Origin of the sequence: Cupriavidus agavae (assembly GCF_004217045.1) — a bacterium.
In the GTDB taxonomy this organism is placed as follows: Bacteria; Pseudomonadota; Gammaproteobacteria; order Burkholderiales; family Burkholderiaceae; genus Cupriavidus; species Cupriavidus agavae.
On record NZ_SGXM01000001.1, the window covers coordinates 916280 to 937010 of the forward strand.

Annotated in this window: 16 protein-coding genes and 1 tRNA gene; 5 read left to right on the forward strand and 12 right to left on the reverse strand. The window is 67.5% G+C overall.

Annotation, left to right across the window (positions count from 1 at the left end):
• Window positions 1-24: 24 nt before the first annotated feature.
• The 3 genes from EV147_RS04210 to EV147_RS04220 all read right to left on the reverse strand — a co-directional run bounded on the left by EV147_RS04210 (window position 25) and on the right by EV147_RS04220 (window position 1530).
• The gene (locus EV147_RS04210; RefSeq protein ID WP_130389844.1) at window positions 25-636 is read right to left on the reverse strand and encodes an NAD(P)-dependent oxidoreductase; all 612 of its coding nucleotides are present in this window, start codon (window positions 634-636) and stop codon (window positions 25-27) included.
• 66 nt (window positions 637-702) lie between these two features.
• Window positions 703-1137 (reverse strand): Rrf2 family transcriptional regulator, encoded by a 435-nt coding sequence (locus tag EV147_RS04215; protein ID WP_130389845.1) that lies wholly within the window; start codon window positions 1135-1137, stop codon window positions 703-705.
• A gap of 306 nt (window positions 1138-1443) precedes the next feature.
• A tRNA-Leu gene (locus EV147_RS04220) sits at window positions 1444-1530 on the reverse strand.
• Window positions 1531-1599: 69 nt separating this feature from the next.
• Here EV147_RS04220 and rnr point away from each other — a divergent pair.
• The 3 genes from rnr to EV147_RS04235 are packed head-to-tail and all read left to right on the forward strand — an operon-like array spanning window position 1600 to window position 5750.
• Window positions 1600-4218, forward strand: coding sequence for a ribonuclease R (rnr, locus tag EV147_RS04225; RefSeq protein WP_130389846.1), 2619 nt, complete (start codon window positions 1600-1602; stop codon window positions 4216-4218).
• A 42-nt stretch (window positions 4219-4260) separates the two neighbouring features.
• Window positions 4261-5004, forward strand: coding sequence for a 23S rRNA (guanosine(2251)-2'-O)-methyltransferase RlmB (rlmB, locus tag EV147_RS04230; RefSeq protein WP_130389847.1), 744 nt, complete (start codon window positions 4261-4263; stop codon window positions 5002-5004).
• Window positions 5005-5006: 2 nt separating this feature from the next.
• On the forward strand, window positions 5007-5750 hold the full coding sequence (locus EV147_RS04235) for an SIR2 family NAD-dependent protein deacylase (RefSeq protein ID WP_130389848.1): 744 nt from the start codon (window positions 5007-5009) through the stop codon (window positions 5748-5750).
• Between the two features lie 62 nt (window positions 5751-5812).
• Here EV147_RS04235 and tal read toward each other — a convergent pair whose 3' ends face one another.
• Window positions 5813-6769, reverse strand: a complete 957-nt coding sequence (tal, locus tag EV147_RS04240) for a transaldolase (RefSeq protein WP_130389849.1) — start codon at window positions 6767-6769, stop codon at window positions 5813-5815.
• Between the two features lie 156 nt (window positions 6770-6925).
• Here tal and rpiA point away from each other — a divergent pair, with 156 nt between their 5' ends.
• Entirely contained in the window at window positions 6926-7612 is a 687-nt protein-coding gene (gene rpiA / locus EV147_RS04245; protein WP_130389850.1) for a ribose-5-phosphate isomerase RpiA, read from the forward strand.
• A gap of 35 nt (window positions 7613-7647) precedes the next feature.
• Here rpiA and EV147_RS04250 read toward each other — a convergent pair whose 3' ends face one another.
• Window positions 7648-8304, reverse strand: a complete 657-nt coding sequence (locus tag EV147_RS04250; RefSeq protein WP_130389851.1) for a response regulator — start codon at window positions 8302-8304, stop codon at window positions 7648-7650.
• Window positions 8301-10346, reverse strand: a complete 2046-nt coding sequence (locus EV147_RS04255; RefSeq protein WP_130389852.1) for a type IV pili methyl-accepting chemotaxis transducer N-terminal domain-containing protein — start codon at window positions 10344-10346, stop codon at window positions 8301-8303. Before EV147_RS04255 ends, EV147_RS04250 begins: the two co-directional genes overlap by 4 nt.
• A gap of 204 nt (window positions 10347-10550) precedes the next feature.
• On the opposite strand from EV147_RS04255, the gene EV147_RS04260 reads away from it, so the two are divergent.
• Window positions 10551-11852, forward strand: a complete 1302-nt coding sequence (locus tag EV147_RS04260) for a hypothetical protein (RefSeq protein ID WP_130389853.1) — start codon at window positions 10551-10553, stop codon at window positions 11850-11852.
• Here the strand turns inward: EV147_RS04260 and EV147_RS04265 are convergent.
• The 6 genes from EV147_RS04265 to EV147_RS04290 form a co-directional block, all read right to left on the reverse strand.
• A complete protein-coding gene (locus EV147_RS04265; protein ID WP_328591103.1) occupies window positions 11849-12991 on the reverse strand; it encodes an NAD(P)H-dependent flavin oxidoreductase in 1143 nt (380 codons plus the stop codon). The genes EV147_RS04260 and EV147_RS04265 overlap by 4 nt on opposite strands.
• Before the next feature lie 209 nt (window positions 12992-13200).
• On the reverse strand, window positions 13201-13884 hold the full coding sequence (locus EV147_RS04270) for a carbonic anhydrase (RefSeq protein ID WP_130389855.1): 684 nt from the start codon (window positions 13882-13884) through the stop codon (window positions 13201-13203).
• 16 nt (window positions 13885-13900) lie between these two features.
• Window positions 13901-14584 carry a respiratory nitrate reductase subunit gamma gene (gene narI / locus EV147_RS04275; protein WP_130389856.1) on the reverse strand — a complete coding sequence of 228 codons (684 nt, stop codon included), beginning with the start codon at window positions 14582-14584 and terminating at the stop codon, window positions 13901-13903.
• Window positions 14585-14611: 27 nt separating this feature from the next.
• Window positions 14612-15358, reverse strand: a complete 747-nt coding sequence (gene narJ, locus EV147_RS04280) for a nitrate reductase molybdenum cofactor assembly chaperone (RefSeq protein WP_130389857.1) — start codon at window positions 15356-15358, stop codon at window positions 14612-14614.
• A 16-nt stretch (window positions 15359-15374) separates the two neighbouring features.
• Window positions 15375-16925, reverse strand: coding sequence for a nitrate reductase subunit beta (narH, locus tag EV147_RS04285; protein ID WP_130389858.1), 1551 nt, complete (start codon window positions 16923-16925; stop codon window positions 15375-15377).
• Window positions 16922-20683, reverse strand: a complete 3762-nt coding sequence (locus EV147_RS04290; protein ID WP_130389859.1) for a nitrate reductase subunit alpha — start codon at window positions 20681-20683, stop codon at window positions 16922-16924. The genes narH and EV147_RS04290 overlap by 4 nt, the downstream gene beginning before the upstream one ends.
• Window positions 20684-20731 lie beyond the last annotated feature (48 nt).

Sequence of the window (20731 nt, forward strand, 5' to 3'; positions counted from 1 at the left end):
GGCGGAGGGGGCTTCCCTCCGGGGTCAGTACCCCACCGTGAACCGCTCCCGCACGTGCTGCGGTTGCTCGATCTCGTCGAGCATGGCGATCGCGTAGTCCTCCATCGAAATCCAGCTCTTTCCGTCCGCGTCGGCGAGCAGCGTATCGTTGCCGAGCCGGAATTTGCCCGTGCGCTCGCCCGGCGTGAACAGTGCCGACGGCGACAGGAATGTCCATTCCAGCGACGACTCGCCCCGCAGCGCGTTCAGGAAGTCACGGCCTGCCGAGGCTTCGGCCTTGTAGGCATCGGGAAATTCCGGCGTATCGACGAGTTGCTTGCCCGGCGCCACGTACAGGCTGCCCGCGCCGCCCACCACCAGCAGCCGCTTCACGCCGGCCGCCTTGACGGCAGCCGTGATCTGCGCGGCCGTGGTCTGCAGGAACCGGACGGTGCTGATGACCACGTCGGCGCCCCGCAGCGCGTCGGCCAGCGCCGGGGCATTGTCGGCATCGACATCGGTCGTGGTCACGCCGGGGCGGGCCGGCAGCGCCGTCGCATGGCGGGCGAGGGCGGCCACGGCATGGCCGCGGCGCAGGGCTTCGTCGGTCAGGCGCGTGCCTGCATTGCCGGTGGCGCCGAGAATCGCGATGTTCATGGTGATGACTCCTTCAGGGTTGCAATCGATATGTAATTAATGTGGTTACACATCGGGGTAAAAAAATCAGCGCTGGCGGCGCTGGGCGGCATGTTCGACTTCGCCGAGCATGCTGGCAATCGTGATGTCCTTGAGCGAGGCATCCATGGCGGCCTGCGCGCGGTCGGCCACGGCCTGCAGCGCACCGGTAATCTCGCGGCCCACCATGCAGGCCGGATTCGGCGCACTCTGGTGCAGCGTGATCAGCGCCGTGGTTTCGGTGGCGCGGAACACGTCGAGCAGCGTGATATCAGCCGCTGGCCGCGCCAGCATGGCGCCGCCGGTGCTGCCCATCGTCGTGCTCACGAAACCCGCCTCGGTCAGCGCCCCGATCATGCGGCGGATCAGTGCGGGATTGGTGCCCACGCTGCCGGCAATCATCGACGACGGTACCGGCCCCTCGGCCTGCGCGAGCAGCGTGAGGATATGGACGGCGACGGCAAACCGGCTGCTGGTGCTCATGTGGAAATCTCAATGTGAAACCATGGTAGTTACAGATCGTCGTCCCGTCAACTGCCGAATTGGCAAGCGATGGGTTGCGGGACACAAAGGCCGCATTTTCGGCGATCGGCGCTGCAAAGATGGCGAGATAATGCCGGAATCGACACTGAAACTGATACACTCATCCACGGCTCGACCCAGGTCAGACTCAGGTCGCGGGCGATGAACAAGGCAACGACGGGAGAAGGTTTGAAAGAAGGTATGCAAGATTCGGCGGCGCAAAAACAAAAAACCCGCAACGTGCGTTGCGGGTTTCTCGCTAAATCTTGGTGCCCAGGAGAGGACTCGAACCTCCACAGTGTTGCCACCGCTAGGACCTGAACCTAGTGCGTCTACCAATTCCGCCACCTGGGCAGGTGTCGAAACAACCGAAGCGGCCATTATAGCGACCGTAAAACGTTTGTCAAATAGTTTCCAGAAAAATTGAATCAAAACAACTATCCGATCCCTAGCCGGGAAGAAATCCTCGGCGTATTGAGAACTTCGGGGTCGCCCCTGTCGGTTGGCGATATCGCCAAGGCCCTGGCCGTCACGCGCAAGGAGCATGACGGCTTCCAGAAGCGCCTGGCTGCGATGGAGCGCGACGGGCAGATCGAACTCAACCGCAAGGGCCGCTACGAGCTGGCCCACCAGCCCAACTTCGTGACCGGCCGCGTGCAGGGCCACCGCGACGGTTTCGGCTTCCTGATCCGCGACGACGGCGACGACGACATCTTCCTGCCCGAGCGCGAACTGCAGAAGGCCATGCACAACGACCGCGCGCAGGTGCGCGTGGTGGGCTACGACCGCCGTGGCCGTCCGGAAGGGCAGATCGTCGAGATCGTCGAGCGGGCCAACCGCTACGTGATCGGCCGGCTGCTGTCCGAGAATGGCGTGCTGGTGGTGGCGCCGGAAGACAAGCGCATCAGCCAGGACATCCTGATCCCGCCCAAGGCGCAGGGCAAGGCCCGCGTGGGGCAGGTGGTCAGCGTGGAGCTGACCGAATGGCCGGATCGCTACGTGCAGCCCGTGGGCCGCGTGGTGGAGGTGCTGGGCGACATCGACGATCCCGGCATGGAAATCGAGATCGCGGTGCGCAAGTACGGCGTGCCGCACGAGTTCGCGCCGGCCGCCGTCAAGGAAGCGCAGGCGCTGCCCGACGAGGTGCGCCAGGCCGACCTCGACCACCGGATCGACCTGCGCGATATCTCGCTGGTCACGATCGACGGCGAGGACGCCCGCGACTTCGACGATGCCGTCTACTGCGAGCCGGTCAGGATTGGCCGCGCCAAGGGCTGGCGCCTGATCGTGGCGATTGCCGACGTCTCGCACTACGTGCGCCCGGGCACCCCGCTCGACGCCGATGCGCTGGACCGCGCCACGTCGGTCTACTTCCCGCGCCGCGTCATCCCGATGCTGCCCGAGAAGCTGTCGAACGGGCTGTGCTCGCTGAACCCGCAGGTGGACCGCCTCTGCATGGTCTGCGACGCCGTGATCACGGCCAAGGGCGAGCTCAAGGGCTACCAGTTCTACCCGGCCGTGATGCACTCGAAGGCACGCCTGACCTACAACGAGGTCTGGTCGATCCTGTCGAACACCAAGGGTCCGGAGGCGCACAAGCGCGCCGACCTCGTGCCGCACCTGCAGAACCTGTACGAACTGTTCCAGGTCCTGCTCAAGGCCCGCCGCGAGCGCGGGGCGATCGATTTCGATACCACCGAGACCTACATCGTCTGCAACGCGCAGGGCAAGATCGAGCAGATCCTGCCGCGCACGCGCAACGACGCCCACCGCCTGATCGAGGAATGCATGCTGACGGCCAACGTCTGCGCGGCCGATTTCCTCGAACGCTTCAAGCATCCGGCGCTGTACCGCATCCACGCGGGTCCGAGCGAGGAAAAACTCAAGAATCTGCGAGAGTTCCTGAAGACGTCGGGGCTGTCGCTGGGCGGCGGCGACAAGCCGCAGGCATCGGACTACGCCGAGGTCATGGACAAGATCAAGTCCCGCCCCGACGCGCCAATGCTGCAGACCATGCTGCTTCGCTCGATGCAGCAGGCGGTCTACAGCCCGGACAACATCGGCCACTTCGGCCTGGCGTACGAGGCCTACGCGCACTTCACGAGCCCGATCCGGCGTTATCCGGATCTGCTCGTGCACCGCTCGATCAAGGCGATCCTGGCGCATACCAAGTACCAGCCGGCCTTTGGCGCGGGCACCGAGTTCAATACCGCCGTCTCGCCCAAGGCGCGCCGCATGCAGGCCGCCGACGCCGAGAAGCGGGCCGAGAACCAGGCCGCGCGTGCGCGCCGCAACGAGGCGATCTGGGACGAACTGGGCCTGCACTGCTCGGCCAACGAGCGGCGCGCCGACGAGGCCTCGCGCGATGTCGAGGCATGGCTGAAATGCTATTTCATGCGCGACAAGCTCGGCAGCGACTACGCCGGGACGGTCAGCGCGGTGACGTCGTTCGGCATCTTCGTCCAGCTCGACGAACTGTACGTGGAAGGGCTGGTGCACGTGACCGAACTGGGCAGCGACTACTTCCAGTACGACGAGGCGCGCAACGAACTGCGCGGCGAGCGCACGGGCATCCGCTACCGGCTGACCGACCGCGTGCGCGTGCAGGTTTCGCGCGTCGACCTCGACGCCCGCAAGATCGATTTCCGCCTGGTGCAGGAGCCGTCGGCCAAGACGCTGCGCGGCCGCGCAGGGGCTGGCGAGCCGCCGCGTGTACCGGCCGCTCATGCCGTGCCGGCGCGCAAGAAGGGCCGCCAGCTGGCGGCGCTGCTTGGCGGCACCTCCAAGCCCGAGGAATCGTTCGACGAGACCCTCGATCGTGTGATCGAGGAGCAACCTGTGTTCGAGGCGGTGATCACGCCGCTGAATCCGCGCGAGGCTAATGTCGGGCATCCGTCGCACGGCCGGGCCGGCGCGAAGAAGACGGCTGCCGGCAAGCCGGCCAAGCGCGCGGCCAAGCCGAAGCCGAGCCATCTGAAGACGGCCCGGAAGGCGGCGCCCAAGCCGGCCGGCAAGACCACCCGGACGCCGCGCAAGCGCTGATCGGCACCGCTGGGAGCGGCCATGGCGGGTACAATGCGCGCCATGGCCAAACTCAAACTCCTGATCGGCTTTCACGCCGTGCAAGCACGCCTGCGCCAGAACGCGCAGAGCGTGTCCGACATCTACATCGAATCGAACCGCAAGGACCGACGCATGCAGGACTTCATCCGCCTGGCGGAGGGTCTTGGCGTCACGCTCCATCCGGTGGATGCCGAGCGCCTGCGCGGCATGGCCGGCACCGACCGCCACCAGGGCGTGGTGGCGCGTGCCGAGGATGTCTCGCTCGCACTCAATCTTGACGAACTGCTCGACGGTATCGAAGGCACGCCGCTGCTGCTGATCCTCGACGGCGTCACCGATCCGCATAATCTGGGCGCCTGCCTGCGCGTGGCCGATGGTGCCGGCGCGCACGCGGTCATCGCGCCGAAGGACCGCAGCGTGGGCCTGAACACGACCGTGGCCAAGGTGGCCAGCGGCGCCGCCGAGACCGTGCCCTACATCACCGTGACCAACCTGGCGCGCACGCTGCGCGAACTGCAGGAGCGCGGCATCTGGGTGATCGGGACCGACGACGGCACCGAGAAGTCGCTCTACGACGTGGATTTCAAGGGTCCGGTGGCCATCGTGATGGGCGCCGAGGGCGAGGGCATGCGCCGCCTGACGCGCGAGACGTGCGATGACCTCGTATCGCTGCCGATGGCCGGCGGCGTGGAAAGCCTGAACGTATCCGTCGCCAGCGGCGTGGTGCTGTACGAAGCGGTGCGCCAGCGCCGTCTGCCGCGCTGAGCATGGTCGTCGACGCCGCCCTGCTGGCGCAGGCCCGGGCATGGATCGCCGACGCGCGGAACATCTTCGTCCTGACCGGGGCGGGAATTTCCGCCGAGTCGGGCGTTCCCACGTTCCGCGATGCGCTGACCGGCCTCTGGGCGCGCTTCGACCCCGAGGAACTGGCCACCGAGGAAGCCTACCGCCGCCAGCCCGCGCTGGTCTGGCAGTGGTACCAGCACCGCCGCGAAATGGTGGCGGTGGCCCGGCCCAATCCCGCGCACTATGCGCTGGCGGAACTCGGCCGGCGCAAGTCCATCACGCTGATCACGCAGAACATCGACGGCCTGCACCAGCAGGCCGGCAGCGAGCACGTGGTGGAGTTGCATGGCAACCTGTTCGCCAACAAGTGGCTCGACACCTGCGGCCGTTGCGACACGGTGCCGCCCATCCCCGGCGATCCCCCGCACTGCGCGCTGTGCGGCGCGATGATGCGTCCCGGCGTGGTGTGGTTCGGCGAAGACCTGCCGCGCGTGGCCCGCTTCCGCGCCGATCATGCGGCGCAGAACTGCGAGGTGTGCCTGGTGGTGGGCACGTCGGGGCTGGTCTATCCGGCGGCCGCGCTGCCCGGGCTGGCAAAAGAGCACGGGGCGAAAGTGATCGTGGTCAATCCGCAGCCCTCGGCGCTCGATGAGACCGCCGATATCGTGCTGGCGGCAGCGGCGGGAGAGTGCTTGCCGGCGTTGCTGGCTGGGGAATCAGCCTGACTGATGGTTTTCTCCCCTCTCCCGCATAGCGGGAGAGGGGAGCAACGCGGGCAAGCAGTCGTTCAACCCGCCAGTTCCCCCACCAGCTTTTCCAGCCTGACCGCATCGGCCGCGAACAGCCGGATGCCTTCGGCCAGTTTTTCCGTTGCCATGGCATCTTCGTTGAGTTGCCAGCGGAAGGCGGCTTCATCGGCTGCGATGCGGGCGATGTTGGCGGCCTGGGCCTGTTCGACGGACAGCTTGCGTGCCACCGGGGCGTCGCTGGCGGCCAGTTGCTCCAGCAGGTCGGGGCTGATCGTCAGCAGGTCGCTGCCGGCCAGCGACAGGATCTGGCCGGTGCTGCGGAAGCTGGCGCCCATCACTTCGGTCGCGTAGCCGAACTTCTTGTAGTAATCGTAGATCTGGCGTACCGAGCGTACGCCGGGGTCGTTGTCGCCGGCGTTGGCGGCGGCGTCCCAGTTGTCACCGGCCTGTTTCTTGTACCAGTCGAGGATGCGGCCGACGAACGGCGAGATCAGTTGCGCGCCGGCCTCGGCGCAGGCCACGGCCTGGGCGAGCGAGAACAGCAGCGTCATGTTGCAGCGGATGCCGTCGCGCTGCAGGATCTCGGCGGCCTTGATGCCCTCCCAGGTCGAGGCGATCTTGATCAGCACGCGCTCGCGGGCGATGCCGCGCTGCTCGTACAGGCTGATCAGGTGGCGCGCCTTGGCGACCGTGGCCTGCGTGTCGAACGACAGGCGCGCGTCGACCTCGGTGGAGACGCGGCCCGGCACGATGGCCAGGATCTCGCAGCCGAACGCGATCAGCAACTGGTCCATCACGGCGTCGAGGCCAGCCTGGCCGTGGTGGTCGCGCGTGGCCTGCTCCAGCAGCGGGCGGTATTCGGGCTTTTGCACGGCCTTCAGGATCAGCGACGGGTTGGTGGTCGCATCCTGGGGCGTGTACTGCTTCATCAGCTGGAAGTCGCCGGTATCGGCAACCACCGTCGTGTACTGTTTCAGCTGTTCGAGCGCGGTCATGATCTGTGTCCGTCTGGATAGGCGGGGCGGGAAATCCACCCGGGAACGGGCCATTGTAACGGCGTGGCGTGACGCGGCAAGCGGCGGGCGCCCGAAACACCGGTGCGTCGCGGCGATCCGCTACACTACGCGTTTTCTCCAACGCAGGCCGTTTTCATGACGCAGGATGAACTCAAGGCGCAGGTCGCGCAAGCCGCCGCCGACTATGTGAAGCAGGAAGTGCCCGAGGGCGCCGTGCTGGGCGTGGGTACCGGTTCCACCGCCAATCTCTTCATCGACGCCGTGGCGGCGTTCAAGGAGCGCTTTTCGGGCGCCGTGTCCAGTTCCGAGGCTTCCACGCGCCGCCTGCAGCAGCATGGCTTCACGGTGCTGGACCTCAACGAGGTGGACAGCATTCCGGTCTACGTGGACGGCGCCGACGAGATTGACGCCTCGGGTGCCATGATCAAGGGCGGTGGCGGTGCGCTGACGCGCGAGAAGATCGTGGCCTCGGTGGCGGACCGTTTCGTCTGTATCGCCGACGGCAGCAAGCTCGTGCCGGTGATGGGCAACTTCCCGCTGCCGGTCGAGGTGATTCCGATGGCACGCGCGGCGGTGGCGCGCCAGCTGGCGGCGCTGGGCGGCCAGCCCCGGCTGCGCATGACCAAGGAAGGCGGCATCTACAAGACTGACAACGGCAACGTGATCCTGGACGTGGCTGGCCTCAGGATCGAAGATCCCAAGGGCCTGGAGCAGCGCATCAACCACCTGCCCGGCGTGGTGACGGTGGGCCTGTTCGCGCTGCGCGGCGCCAACGTGCTGCTGCTGGGCACCGAGCAGGGCGTGCAGCGCTCGGACTACTGAGCGGCTGGCAGATTTCTGGCGAAAATGCGATGCGGTCAGCTGGCGGCAAGGCCATGCTCGACCGCATAGACCGCCACCTGCACGCGGCTGGCGAGGTTGAGCTTCTTGAGAATGTTCTGCACGTGAATCTTGACCGTGCTCTCGGCCACGCCCAGTTCGCGGGCAATCTCCTTGTTGCTTTCCCCCCGCACCAGCCCATGCACGATCTCGCGTTCACGCGCGGTCAGTGACGGCGCCTCGCCGGCCCGTGCGGCCGGTGCCGGCGCGCTGGGGGCGCGGAACTGCTGCACCAGCTTGGCCGTCATGGCCTCCGAGATCACCGGTTCGCCGGCTGCCGCGCGGCGGATCGCGCTGGTCAGCGCCTCGGTCTCGATATTCTTGAGCAGGTAGCCGCGCGCACCGCCGCGCAGCGCCGTGGCCAGTTCCTCGGCTTCTTCCGACACGGTCAGCATGACCACCGCGCTGTCGGGCAAATCCTCCACCAGCAGTTGCAGCGCCTCCAGCCCGGACAGTCCCGGCATGTTCAGGTCGAGCAGGATCACGTCGGGCCGGTGCTGCTTGGCGCGCTTGATGCCTTCCACGCCATCGGCGGCTTCGTCGACGATCTCGAAGTCGGGCTGGCGCTGCAGCAGCGCGCGGATACCCGAGCGGAACAGCGTGTGGTCGTCGATCAGCAGGATGCGGATGGTCATGATGCGAGTTCCTGGAACGGTTGGGGCGCCGCGGCGGCGTCGTCGGCGTGGGGCAGCGTCAGCGCAATGCGCACGCCCAGCCCCGGCCGGGCGTCGATGGTCAGATGGGCGCCAAGCCGTGCGGCCCGTTCGCGCATGATGTGCAGGCCCACGTGCGCGTTGTCGCCGCTTTCGAGCCGGCCGGCGTCGAAGCCGTCGCCATCGTCCTGCACCACGAGCCGGAATTCCCGCCCGTGTTCGATCGTGATCGCCACGTGCTCGGCCATCGCGTGCTTGCGGACGTTGGACAGCGCCTCCTGCAGGATGAACAGCATCTGCAACTGCTGCTCGGGCTGCAGCGGCAGGCCCTGGTCGTCGATGGTCAGCGTGGCCTCGGTACGGCACTGGCGGCGGAAGCGCGCCACGGTTTCCTCGATGGCGGGGCGCATGTCGCCCGTGGTCAGCCGCGAGCGGAAGTTGTTCAGCAGTTCGCGCACGTCCTGGTAGCTCTCTTCCACGCCGTGGCGCAGCATCGGGATGATCTCGCGCACCTCGGTGTCCTCGCCGCGCTCCACGGCATCGTCGAGCAACTGGACCTGCAGGTTCAGATAGTTCAGTCCCTGCGCGATGCTGTCGTGCAGCCCCTGCGCCACGAGGTTGCGCTCCTCGACCACGGCCAACTGGCGCGCGCTGGCCGACAGCCTGACGTGTTCCAGCGCCGTGGCCAGGTGCTGGGCCATGGTTTCGAGCAGTTGCCGGTCCGAGGCGGGCAGCTCCCGTGGAATGCGGAAGTGCAGCGTGAACGTGCCAACCGGGCCGCGCAGCGTGTCGAGCCGGAAGGCGGCCATCGACAGGAAGCCTTCCTGGCGGCACGGCGACAACGCCCCGATGGCGGGCGCGGGCGGCGTGGCGCGGCGCAGGTCGGCAATCGTGACGATGCCGGTGTGCGTGGCGCGGCCGCAGTGGCACGCCTCGATCTCGGCGCAATGGCTGTGGTCGGCCAGTGCCGTCGACAGCCCGGTCGATGCCACGCGATGGAGTTTGCCCTGGCGCGGATCGAAGATGCGCACCGTGCCGCCGTCGGCGCCAAATTGCTGGGTGACACGATCCAGAAAGCCGTTGGCGAGTGTCTGTTCGTCGCCGGCCTGGTTCAGGAAGGCGGCCATGTCGTAGAGCGATTCGAGATCGCGGTTCTGGCGCGCCAGTTCGGCGGTCTTCTGCGTGACGCGTGCGGCAAGGTCCTGGTACAGGCTCTGCAGCTCGGCGGCCATGCGGTTGAAGCCCGCGTTCAACGTGCCGAATTCGTCACGCGTCTCGACCGGCAGCCGCAGCGAGAACTCGCGCGCGGCCATGCGGCGCAGGCCGTCCTGCAGCCGCAGCACGGGCAGGATGATCCAGAGGTAGAGCAGGTAGATCACGGCCACGGTGCCCACGCAGGCGATGGCCGCGAGGCTGACCTGCGACAGGCGCAGCAGATCGGTCTTGCGCGCGCTGTTCTGTTCGATCAGGCTCACGAGCCGGTTGGCGCGCGCCACGAAGCCGGGCATGGCCTGGACATATTGCGATGGCGTACCGTGCAGCGCGAGCGGCTTGAGGTGTTGCTGCCAGTCGGCCTGCACGGCTTCGAGTTGGGCCCGCATGGCGGGCTCGTCGGGCAGGAACAGCGGGCGGGCCGGGTTGCCCTTGTGCAATTGGGCGAGCGTGTCGTCCAGTGCGGCAATCTGCCCGGCCAGCTCGTTGGGCTGGCCGGCCGCCGCCAGAGACAGTTCGATGGCGACGCGGTTGGCGCGCATCCGCACGCTGCCGGCGTCGTTGATGGCGGCGCCGGCACCTTCGAGCTTCCAGGAGAGGTAGAGCGTGCCCGAGATCATCGTCAGCACCACCAGCAGCGATGCCAGCGACAGCAGGATGATGCGCGTGGACAAGCGGTAGCGTGGCGGCGTCAGCCGGACCGTTTCCGGAACGTGGCCGGTGTCGGAGATCGGCGCGGGCGCGTCCGGCGCGGCGTGGCGGGGAGGGCGGGTATCGGCGTGGGTAGCGGCGGGGGTAGCGGGTTCTGGCATGGGGTTGGGTTGGCGCAAGGGGGCGGGCACAACCTCGGGGCCGATTCTCCGCCTCCGGCGCGCCATCATTTCTGCGCTAGATCAAGACAAGTGCAATACGACCGGTATGGGTGGACGGCACCGGGCTTGAGTGGCGCAGCGCGGCGTTCCACAATCCGGAAGTTTCCCGAAGCCGGCGACGCCGGCGCCACGATACGGAGGGCAATGAAGGCCGCAAATCTCGATTACGCACAGGCGCCCCGGCCATCGGTGGTGTTCGGCTGCCTGATGCCGGCGCCGTGGCTCGGCGTTCTGGCGGGATTGCTATTGGCATTCGGCCCTCCCGAGGGGCTGCCGCACCGGTTTGCCCCGTTGACACTGGCGGCGGTTCATGCGCTCGCGCTAGGCATGCTGCTGCCCGTGATGTTGGGTGCACTGTTCCAGATGATGCCGGTGGTGGCGCGGGTGCCGGTGCCGGGCAGCCGCGTTGTCTCGCCGTTCGTGGCGCTGTGCGGGGTCACCGTGGCGGCGGGGCTCGCGGCCGGCTTTCTTGGCGGGGCGCCGCAGGGCTTCCGGCTGGCCGCGGGCGCCGCGTGCTTCCTCGTGCTGGTGGCGGGTTTGCTGCTGCTGGCCGGGCGCCGGGTGGCACGGGTCGATGCCACCACGCGCACGCTGGCCGGCATTGGCGCGCCGCTGCTGTTGACCGTGGGGGCGGGCATCGCGCTGGCCGGGTTGCTGGGCGGGATATGGACGGTGCCGCTGTCGCCGGTGCTGTCGCTGCACGTGGCCTGGGGGCTGGGCGGCTGGCTCGGCGCGCTGGTGTCGGGGGTGTCGACCACGGTGCTGCCGATGTTCTGGCAGGCAAGGCGCCCGCCCTGGGCGCGCGCCTTGCCGTGGCTGCACTGGCTGCCGCTGGCGGCGTTCAGCGTAGCCATTGCCGTGCGTCCGGGTTCGATCTGGCCGCTGCTGGCGCTCGGCGTCTGGCTGGCATTGGCCGGGCTGCTCGCGGCCGGCATGCTCGCCACGGTCCTCGGCGCACGGCGGCGCCATGATCCGCACTGGCGGCTCTGGGTGGTGGCCTGCGCCAGCATGCTGGGGGCGGCAGCGCTCGCGCTGCTGGCGCTGGGATGGCCCGGTGCACTGCCGCCGGCCATGGCGTGGTGGATTGGGGTACTGGCGCTGGTGGGCGGTGGCGTGCTGCCGATCACGGCGATGCTCGGCAAGATCGTGCCGTTCCTGGTGTGGTTGCACCTGCGCCGGCTGCTGCCGCCCCGGGCGCGCGTGCCCGTGATGCAGGCGATCATTGCGCCCGTGCGGCAGCAGCGCCAGGCCTGGCTGCTGCTGGCCGCCTATGGCGTGCTGCTGGCGCTGCCGGCGGCGCCGGCACTGCTGGCGCCGCTCGGAGGGCTGTTGCTGGCCGCCGCCAATGGCTGGCTGGGTCTGCAGTTGGTGGGTGCGATGCGCTGCATGCGCAGGATGCGCCGGCAGGGCGGGTTGCCGCCCCGGCCGGGCCATGCTCCGGACTAGGCCGCGACGGCCGCGGGCGCCATCGCGAGGTCGAGATCCTTCGGCTTTTCGCCAGTCAGCAGGTAGTGCATCAGATCAGCCACCGGGCGGATGGCCTCGCCAAACGGCAGCTTGCCCTTGCCCCGGAAGAACAGGCCGCGCTCGACATCGCCGCGCACGGCCTGGGCCAGCTTCAGGTCGATGCAGAACTGGCCGATCCTGGCGATGCCATCGCGCAGCCCGCAGCTTTGCAGGCAGTCGAAGCCTTCGAGGCAGTCGCGCGCCTTGGCCCGACGTTGCAGGCGGCTCTCGCTGTCGAGATAGCGCGCCAGCCACGGGGTCAGCACGGCGCGCGCCGGCAGGCCGGCAACGCTGGTGAACTCCTGCAGCTTGTCGGGTGTGGCGGTGGCCAGCACCTGCTTGAACGCCGGGTGCGCGTCGCATTCCTCGGTCACGGCAAAGGCGGTGCCGAGCTGCACGGCGGCGGCGCCTTCGCCGATCCAGTGGCGGACCTTCTCGTGCGTGTTGATGCCGCCGGCCAGGATCAGCGGGATGCTCTCCCACGCGAGTCCGAGCGTCTGGAACAACTCGCGGCACTCGCGCAGGACGCGCGAGAACGAAAACCGGTCGTCGCCGAGATCGGCGATCGTGGCCGCGCCGAGGTGGCCGCCGGCATGGGCGGGATGCTCGATCACGATGGCATCGGGCAGGCGGCCCTTCTTCATCCAGCGGCGCAGCACCAGCCCGATGCCGCGTGTCTCGGAGAGTATCGGGATCAGCGCGACCTTGGGGTGGTCGGCGGCCAGGTCGGGCAGGTCGAGCGGCAGGCCGGCGCCCATCACGATGGCGTCGGCGCCGCTCTCGCAGGCCTGGCGCACGAGTTGCGCGTGCGAGCCGACCGCCTTCATCACGTTGACCGCGATCGCGCCATGTCCGCCGGAAAGCTGGCGGGCGGCCTGGATCTCGCGGTCCAGCGCCACGCGGTTGGCGGCCTCGATCCGGGCCTTGTCATGCGTCTTGCTCGTCTGCGCCATGAGGTCCGGATGGTGGTGGCGCAGGTCGATGCTGGCGATCGTGCCCATCCCATGGTTGGCGGCCACGGTGCCCGCCAGGCGATGCGCGGAGATGCCAATGCCCATGCCGCCCTGGACGATGGGCACCAGTTGGCGCCCGGCGAGTTTCAGCCAATGTTCGTTCGTGAATCCATTCCGGATAGTTTGCTGTCTGCGGCCAGGATGGCCGCCGGTAGCTGAGGGTGTCATGGCGGCAGCGCGTCCGATTTAACCTAGCGCAAATTGGAACGGATCAATCGGGGGATGCATGGCCGGGATTGCTCCCGGCGCCACCCGTCGGCATCCGAGGTCCGCCATCAGCCGCAAGGCGGAGCGGGGCGGCGTAAGGGGCACACCAGCGGCAGGAAGCTGTCGGCGCGCGCCGAGTAGCCAAGCAGCGCGCCGGCCTCCAGGTCGAAGTACCAGCCGTGCAGCGTCAGCGCGCCGCGTTCGCAGGCCGCGCGCACGAACGGGAACGACTCCAGGTTGTTCAGCGAGACCAGGATCGCGGCCTGTTCGCAGGCGCGCTGGCGCTGTTCGGGGGTGGCGTCGCGCAGGGTCTGCTCGACAAGGCGCCGCGCCGGCGAGGCGATGCGCACCCACGGGCCGATGAAGTCCTGCGCCGGGGTGGCCGCTTCATCGGTGTCGGGCCGCGCCAGCAGGGCGCGGATGCCGCCGCAACTGCCGTGGCCCATCACGATGATGCGGGCCACGCCCAGTTGCTCCACGGCGAACTGGATCGCCGCCGATACCCCGTGCAGCCGCCCGGCCTCGGTCTCGTGGCAGGGCGGCACGAGGTTGGCCACGTTGCGCACCGTGAACAGGTCACCGGGGTCGCAGCCCAGCAGCAGCCCCGGATCCACGCGCGAATCGCTGCAGCCGATCAGCAGCGTCTGCGGATGCTGGCCCGTGCGCAGTTCGTCGAACAGCGCCGGTGCCTCGTCGAAGTAGCGCTGCTGGAACCGCTCGAAGCCCTTCAACAGGCGCTCGACTGCGTGCATGGCACTGCCTCCCGCATCAGCGGCTGCGTACGAGCTGCCAGGCGCGGCCGAGGTAGAGCACCGACGCGAAGCCGCTCCACACATGCACCAGCCGCGTGAACGGGAAGATCACGAACAGCGAGAGGCCCATGAACAGGTGCGCCTTGAAGACCAGCGGTGCGTCGGCGATGTAGCTGGCCGCGTCGCCGCGCAGCGTGACGATGTGCTGGGCCCAGGTCATCAGTTGCACCATCATGTGGCCGTCCATGTGGCTGGCCGAGGCGAAGATCGTCGACAGGCCGAGCAGCAGCGTGACCAGCAGCCACAGCAGCAGGATCTTGTCGCCGGTACGCGTCACCGCCGAGATCCGTGCATTCGTAAAACGGCGATGCAGCAGGATCAGCAGCCCGATCAGGCACATCGTGCCCATGATGCCGCCGGCGGTCATCGCCACGGCCTGCTTGACGGTGTGCGAGACGCCCAGCGCATCCCAGACCGCCACCGGCGTCAGCAGCCCGCCGAGGTGGCCGAAGAACAGGCCGAGGATGCCCACGTGGAACAGGATGTTGCCGAGCCGCAGGTTGCCGCGGTAGAGCACCTGCGAACTGTCCGACTTCCAGGTGTACTGCTCGCGCTCGAAGCGCGCCAGGCTGCCGAACAGGAAGATGGCGGCGGCAATGTACGGATAGATGCCGAAGAGGAATTGGTCGACCAGGTTCATGATGGTTCTTCTCTGGTTTTGGCGAAATTACGATTGAGCTTCGAGTGCCGAGGGTTGGGCGGGGGAGAGGCCCGGCGTTGGCTTGGCGACGAACTGGATGGGAGCAACATGCTCGCCCTGTCCCCCGGCCCCTCTCCCGCAAGCGGGAGAGGGGAGCCCGCCTCCGGTCAGCAACGGCTCCACGCCGTCCGCCCCCGGCCCGAACATCTCCAGTGCTTCGTCCATGTCCCGCACGGGCGGGTCTTCCTGGGCCTGCGGCTGCACGTCGGTCAGCGTGCGCAGCACCGCGAAAACACTGGCGTACGGGCTGTCGTTGCGCGCCAGCCGGTCGCCGATGGCGGCCAGCACGTGGATGGCGTCGCCCAGCAACTGCTCGGCGTGCGCCTCCTTGCCGTCGATGGCCAGCGCGCCCAGGAATTCCAGGAACAGCGGCACGTAGTCGGGCAACTCGGCCGTCACGAGGTCGAAGCCCTCGCGCCGGTATTCGTCGAGCAGGTCCACCATCGCCTGGCCCCGGTCGCGGCTCTCGCCGTGCACGTGCTCGAACAGGTGCAGCGAGTGGGCCGGGTTGCGGTCGAACGTGGCGACGTAGTTCTCCTGCAGCGCGATCAGCGGCGTGTCGCGCAGCAGGCCGGTCAGCGGCGCCAGCAGCGAGCGGGCCTGCGGCCACTCGGCCAGGGCCTGGTCGATGTCGTCGAGGCTTTCCAGCAGCGGCGCTTCGGGGTAGCTGAGCAGCACGCTCAGCACACTGTGGAGGGGGCAATCCTGTGTCATCGTAGTTTTCCTAAATTCAGGTGGCCAGGGCCTTGCGGGAGCGCGGCAGGTCCGCGTAGGCCAGTTCGGGCTGGGGCTTCTTCTTGCCGAACAGCGTGCCCTCGGATGTGCCGCCCGAGCAGCCGTTGCCGAAGCTGAAGCCGCAACTGCCTTTCTCGTCGAAGCTGTCCTCGGCCATTTCCTTGTGGGAGGATGGCACCACGAAGCGGTCTTCGTAGTTGGCGATGGCCATGACCTGATACATCTCTTCCACCTGCGCGGGCGTCAGGCCCACCTGCCGGAGCACGGCCAGGTCTTCCTGGCCATCCACGGACTGGCTGCGCTTGAACGCGCGCATCGCCAGCATGCGCTCCAGCGCGGACAGCACGGGCATCACCTCGCCGGCGGTCAGCAGGTTGGCCAGGTACTGCACCGGGATGCGCAGGCTCTTGACATCCGGGATCACGCCGTTCATGCCCATGAAGCCCGATTCGGCGGCCGACTGGATCGGCGAGAGCGGTGGGATATACCAGACCATCGGCAGCGTCCGGTACTCGGGGTGCAGCGGGAAGGCAACCTTCCACTCGCAGGCCATCTTGTAGACCGGCGACTTGCGCGCGGCGTCGAGCCAGCTCTGGGCGATGCCCTGGCGCAGCGCCTCGGCCTGCACGGCCGGGTCGTTCGGGTCCAGGAAGATGTCGAGCTGCGACTGGTACAGGTCGCGCGTGTCTTCCACCGAGGCGGCCTGCTCGATGCGGTCGGCGTCATAGAGCATCACGCCGAGGTAGCGGATGCGCCCGACGCAGGTTTCCGAGCACACCGTGGGCTGGCCGGCCTCGATGCGCGGATAGCAGAACACGCACTTCTCGGCCTTGCCGCTCTGCCAGTTGAAGTAGATCTTCTTGTACGGGCAGCCGGAGATGCACATGCGCCAGCCCCGGCACTTGTCCTGGTCCACCAGCACGATGCCGTCTTCCTCGCGCTTGTAGACCGAGCCGGACGGGCACGACGCCACGCAGGTCGGGTTCAGGCAGTGCTCGCACAGGCGCGGCAGGTACATCATGAAGGTGTTCTCGAACGTCGAGTACATGTCCTTCTGGATGTTCTCGAACAGCTTGTCGCGGCTGCGGGAGTCGAATTCGCCGCCCAGGTCGTCTTCCCAGTTCGGACCCCACTCGATCTTCTCCATCTTCTTGCCGGTGATGGCCGAGACGGGCCGGGCCGTGGGCGGGGTCTCCACCAGCGGCGCCTTCTGCAGGTGCTCGTAGTCGTAGGTGAACGGCTCGTAGTACTCGTCGATCTGCGGCAGGTTCGGGTTGGCGAACATGTTCGACAGGATCTTTGCGCGGCCGCCCTGGCGTGGCTCCAGGCTGCCGTCGGCGTTGCGCTTCCAGCCGCCGTTCCACTTGCCCTGGTTTTCCCATTCCTTCGGGAAGCCGATGCCGGGCTTGGTCTCGACGTTGTTGAACCAGGCGTATTCCACGCCCTCGCGGCTGGTCCAGACGTTCTTGCAGGTCACGGAGCAGGTATGGCAGCCGATGCACTTGTCGAGGTTCAGCACCATGGCCACTTGTGCGCGGATCTTCATTGCGGGGCTCCTTCAGTCTTGGCGGCGTGTGTCTTGGGTGAGGGGTCTTCTTTCCGTGGGCCTTCGAGCCAGTCCACCTTGTTCATCTTGCGCAGGATCACGAACTCGTCGCGGTTGCTGCCCACGGTGCCGTAGTAGTTGAAGCCGTAGGCCAGTTGCGCGTAGCCGCCGATCATGTGCGTGGGCTTGGTCACGGCACGCGTGACCGAGTTGTGGATGCCGCCGCGCATGCCGCTGGTCTCGGCGCCCGGCACGTTCACGATCTTCTCCTGCGCGTGATACATCAGGCACATGCCCTGCGGCACGCGTTGCGACACCACCACCCGGGCCGTCAGCGTGCCGTTCACGTTGAAGACTTCCACCCAGTCGTTGTCGCGGATGCCGTTGGCCTTGGCCTCGGCCTCCGAAATCCAGACGTGCGGGCCGCCGCGCGACAGCGTCAGCATGCGCAGGTTGTCGGAGTAGGTGGAGTGGATGCCCCACTTCTGGTGCGGCGTGATCCAGTTCAGCACCAGTTCCGGGTTGCCGTTGGGCTTGCGGCCCAGCATCGGGCTGACCGTCTTGGTGTCGATGGCCGGCTTGTAGACGCACGCGCCCTCGCCGAAATCGAGCATCCAGCGGTGGTCCTGGTAGAACTGCTGGCGGCCGGTCAGCGTGCGCCAGGGAATCAGCTCGTGGACATTGGTGTAGCCGGCGTTGTAGCTGACTTCCTCCGATTCGAGCCCGGACCACGTGGGCGCGGAAATGATCTTGCGCGGCTGGGCCTGCACGTCGCGGAAGCGGATCTTGTCGTGTTCGCGGCCCACGGCCAGGTGGGTGTGGTCGCGGCCGGTGATCTTCGACAGCGCCTCCCAAGCCTTGACCGCCACGTGCCCGTTGGTCTCGGGCGCGAAGGTCAGGATCATCTCGGCGGCATCGATGGCCGTTTCCAGGCGCGGGCGGCCCTGGCTGACGCCGGGCTCGGTCACGGTCTTCGTCAGGTGGCTGATTTCGCCCACCTCGTGCAACGTGTCCCAGTTGATGCCCTTGCCGCCGTTGCCGAGCTTGTCCAGCAGCGGCCCGATCGACGTGAATTTCTTGTAGATGTCGGCGTAGTTGCGCTCCACCACGGTCATCGACGGCGCGGTCTTGCCCGGAATCAGGTCGCACTCGCCGTGCTTCCAGTCCTTCGGCTCGAACGGCTGGCCCAGTTCGCCCGGCGTGTCGTGCAGCAACGGCGTGCAGACCAGATCCTCGCGCGTGCCGAGGTAGGGACCGGCGATCTCGGTGAACTTCGCCGCGATGGCCTTGTAGATTTCCCAGTCGGTCTTGCTCTCCCACAGCGGCTGTACGGCCTCGGACAGCGGGTGGATGAACGGGTGCATGTCCGACGTGTTCAGGTCGTCCTTCTCGTACCAGGTGGCCGTGGGCAGCACGATGTCGCCGTACAGGCACGTGGTGCTCATGCGGAAGTCGAGCACGGTCAGCAGGTCGAGCTTGCCCTCGGCCGCCGGTCGCACGGTGACCTCGCGGGGCTTGATGGCGTCGTTCTCGTCGCCGAACACGGCATTCTGGGTGCCGAGCAGGTATTTCAGGAAGTATTCGTGCCCCTTGCCCGAGCTGCCGAGGATGTTCGAGCGCCACACGAACATGTTGCGCGGGAAGTTGGCGGGGTTGTCGGGGTCGTCGCAGGCAAACTGCAGCGCGCCGGACTTCAGTTGGTCGACGGTGTGGGCCACCGGGTCCTTGCCGGCGGCGCGGGCGTCGGCCACCACGTCGAGCGGGTTGCGGCCCAGTTGCGGCGCCGAAGGCAGCCAGCCCATGCGCTCGGAACGGGCGTTGAGGTCGAGCAGCGACAGGTTCTCGTAGCGCCTGCGGTCGGCCGTGGGCGCCAGGATCTCGTCGACGCCAAGCTTTTCGTGGCGCCACTGGCTGGTGTGGCTGTAGAAGAACGATGTGCCGTTCATCTGGCGCGGCGGACGCGACCAGTCGAGCCCGAAGGCCAGCGGCGCCCAGCCGAACTGCGGCCGCAGCTTCTCCTGGCCCACGTAGTGCGCCCAGCCGCCGCCGCTCTTGCCCACGCAGCCGCACATCATCAGCAGGTTGATGATGCCGCGGTAGATCATGTCGTTGTGATACCAGTGGTTCAGCGCGGCGCCCACGATCACCATGCTCTTGCCCTGCGTGCGGTCGGCGTTGTCGGCGAACTCGCACGCCACCTGGATCACCAGCTTGCGCGGCACCGAGGTGTGCTTTTCCTGCCAGGCGGGCGTGTAGGGCACGTCATCGTCGAACGACGCGGCCACGTTCGGCCCGCCCAGACCCTGGTCCACGCCGTAGTTGGCCATCTGCAGGTCGTAGACGGTCGCCACCCGGACCACCGAGCCATCGGCCAGCGCCAGGCGGCGCACCGGTACGCGCCGGGTCAGCAGGTCGGCGTGCTCGCCGCCGAAGTAGGGGAAGCCGACTTCCACCACTTCGTCGTCATGGCCGATCAGCGAAAGCAGCGGATCGATCTCGCGCCCGCTGCCACCGTCCTTCATCTCCAGGTTCCAGCGGCCCACCTTCTCGCCACCGTTGTGGGCGGCCTCGCCCCAGCGGAAGCCGATCGAGCCGTTGGGCGCCACGATGTCGCCGGTGGACGCGTCGATCTGCAGCGTCTTCCACTCGGGATGGTTGGCCTCGCCCAGGCTGCCGTCGAGCTGCGAGGCGCGCAGGAACTGGTCCGGCACCAGCGTGCCGTCCTGGTCGCGCAGCGCCACCAGCATCGGCATGTCGGTGTACTGCTTGATGTATTGGCGGAAATACGATGACTTGCCGTTGGCGTGGAATTCCTTGAGCACCACGTGGCCCATGGCCATGGCCAGCGCGGCGTCGGTGCCTTGCTTCGGCGCGAGCCAGATATCGCCGAACTTGACCATCTCGCCGAAATCCGACGACACCGCCACGGTCTTGGTGCCCTTGTAGCGGACTTCCGTGTAGAAATGGGCGTCCGGGGTGCGGGTCTGCGGCACGTTGGAGCCCCAGACCATCAGGTAGGTGCTGTTGTACCAGTCGGCCGATTCGGGCACGTCGGTCTGCTCGCCCCAGATCTGCGGGCTGGCCGGCGGGAGGTCGCAGTACCAGTCATAGAACGACAGGCAGGCGCCGCCGATCAGGCTCAGGTAGCGCGCGCCGGCCGCGTACGACACCATCGACATGGCCGGAATTGGAGAAAATCCGATGACGCGGTCGGGGCCGAACTCCTTGACCGTGAACGCGTTGGCGGCGGCGATGATCTCGGTGGCGGTATTCCAGTCGGCCCGGACAAAGCCGCCCTGGCCGCGCACGCTCTTGTAGCGTGCTGCCTTGTCGGGGTCCTGGCTGATCGAGGCCCAGGCGGCGACCGGGTCCATGGTCTGGCGGGCCTCGCGCCACATTTCCATGAGCCGGCCGCGGATCATCGGGTACTTCACGCGCTGGGCCGAGTAGACGTACCAGCTGTACGAGGCGCCGCGCGGGCAGCCGCGCGGCTCGTGGTTGGGCAGGTCGGGCCGGGTGCGCGGGTAGTCGGTCTGCTGGGTTTCCCAGGTGATCAGGCCGTTCTTGACGTAGACCTTCCACGAGCACGAGCCGGTGCAGTTCACGCCGTGGGTGGAGCGCACGATCTTGTCGTGCTGCCAGCGGCTGCGATAGCCGTTCTCCCACTTGCGGTCTTCGTTGACCACGGTGCCGTAGCCGTCCGCATAGGTCGCCTTGATGCGCGACAGGAACTTCAACCTATCCAAAAAGTGAGACATTTCTTATGTACTCCGCTTGCTTTGTCTTGTGGGGGCCTGCGAGAGGCT

Excerpts from the sequence above, each read along its gene's own strand:
- EV147_RS04210 (WP_130389844.1), bottom strand. The coding sequence starts at position 636 with ATGAACATCGCGATTCTCGGCGCCACCGGCAATGCAGGCACGCGCCTG.
- EV147_RS04215 (WP_130389845.1), bottom strand. The coding sequence starts at position 1,137 with ATGAGCACCAGCAGCCGGTTTGCCGTCGCCGTCCATATCCTCACGCTG.
- rlmB (WP_130389847.1), top strand. The coding sequence starts at position 4,261 with ATGGCCAAACTCAAACTCCTGATCGGCTTTCACGCCGTGCAAGCACGC.
- EV147_RS04235 (WP_130389848.1), top strand. The coding sequence starts at position 5,007 with ATGGTCGTCGACGCCGCCCTGCTGGCGCAGGCCCGGGCATGGATCGCC.
- tal (WP_130389849.1), bottom strand. The coding sequence starts at position 6,769 with ATGACCGCGCTCGAACAGCTGAAACAGTACACGACGGTGGTTGCCGAT.
- rpiA (WP_130389850.1), top strand. The coding sequence starts at position 6,926 with ATGACGCAGGATGAACTCAAGGCGCAGGTCGCGCAAGCCGCCGCCGAC.
- EV147_RS04250 (WP_130389851.1), bottom strand. The coding sequence starts at position 8,304 with ATGACCATCCGCATCCTGCTGATCGACGACCACACGCTGTTCCGCTCG.
- EV147_RS04255 (WP_130389852.1), bottom strand. The coding sequence starts at position 10,346 with ATGCCAGAACCCGCTACCCCCGCCGCTACCCACGCCGATACCCGCCCT.
- EV147_RS04260 (WP_130389853.1), top strand. The coding sequence starts at position 10,551 with ATGAAGGCCGCAAATCTCGATTACGCACAGGCGCCCCGGCCATCGGTG.
- EV147_RS04270 (WP_130389855.1), bottom strand. The coding sequence starts at position 13,884 with ATGCACGCAGTCGAGCGCCTGTTGAAGGGCTTCGAGCGGTTCCAGCAG.
- narI (WP_130389856.1), bottom strand. The coding sequence starts at position 14,584 with ATGAACCTGGTCGACCAATTCCTCTTCGGCATCTATCCGTACATTGCC.
- narJ (WP_130389857.1), bottom strand. The coding sequence starts at position 15,358 with ATGACACAGGATTGCCCCCTCCACAGTGTGCTGAGCGTGCTGCTCAGC.
- narH (WP_130389858.1), bottom strand. The coding sequence starts at position 16,925 with ATGAAGATCCGCGCACAAGTGGCCATGGTGCTGAACCTCGACAAGTGC.
- EV147_RS04290 (WP_130389859.1), bottom strand. The coding sequence starts at position 20,683 with ATGTCTCACTTTTTGGATAGGTTGAAGTTCCTGTCGCGCATCAAGGCG.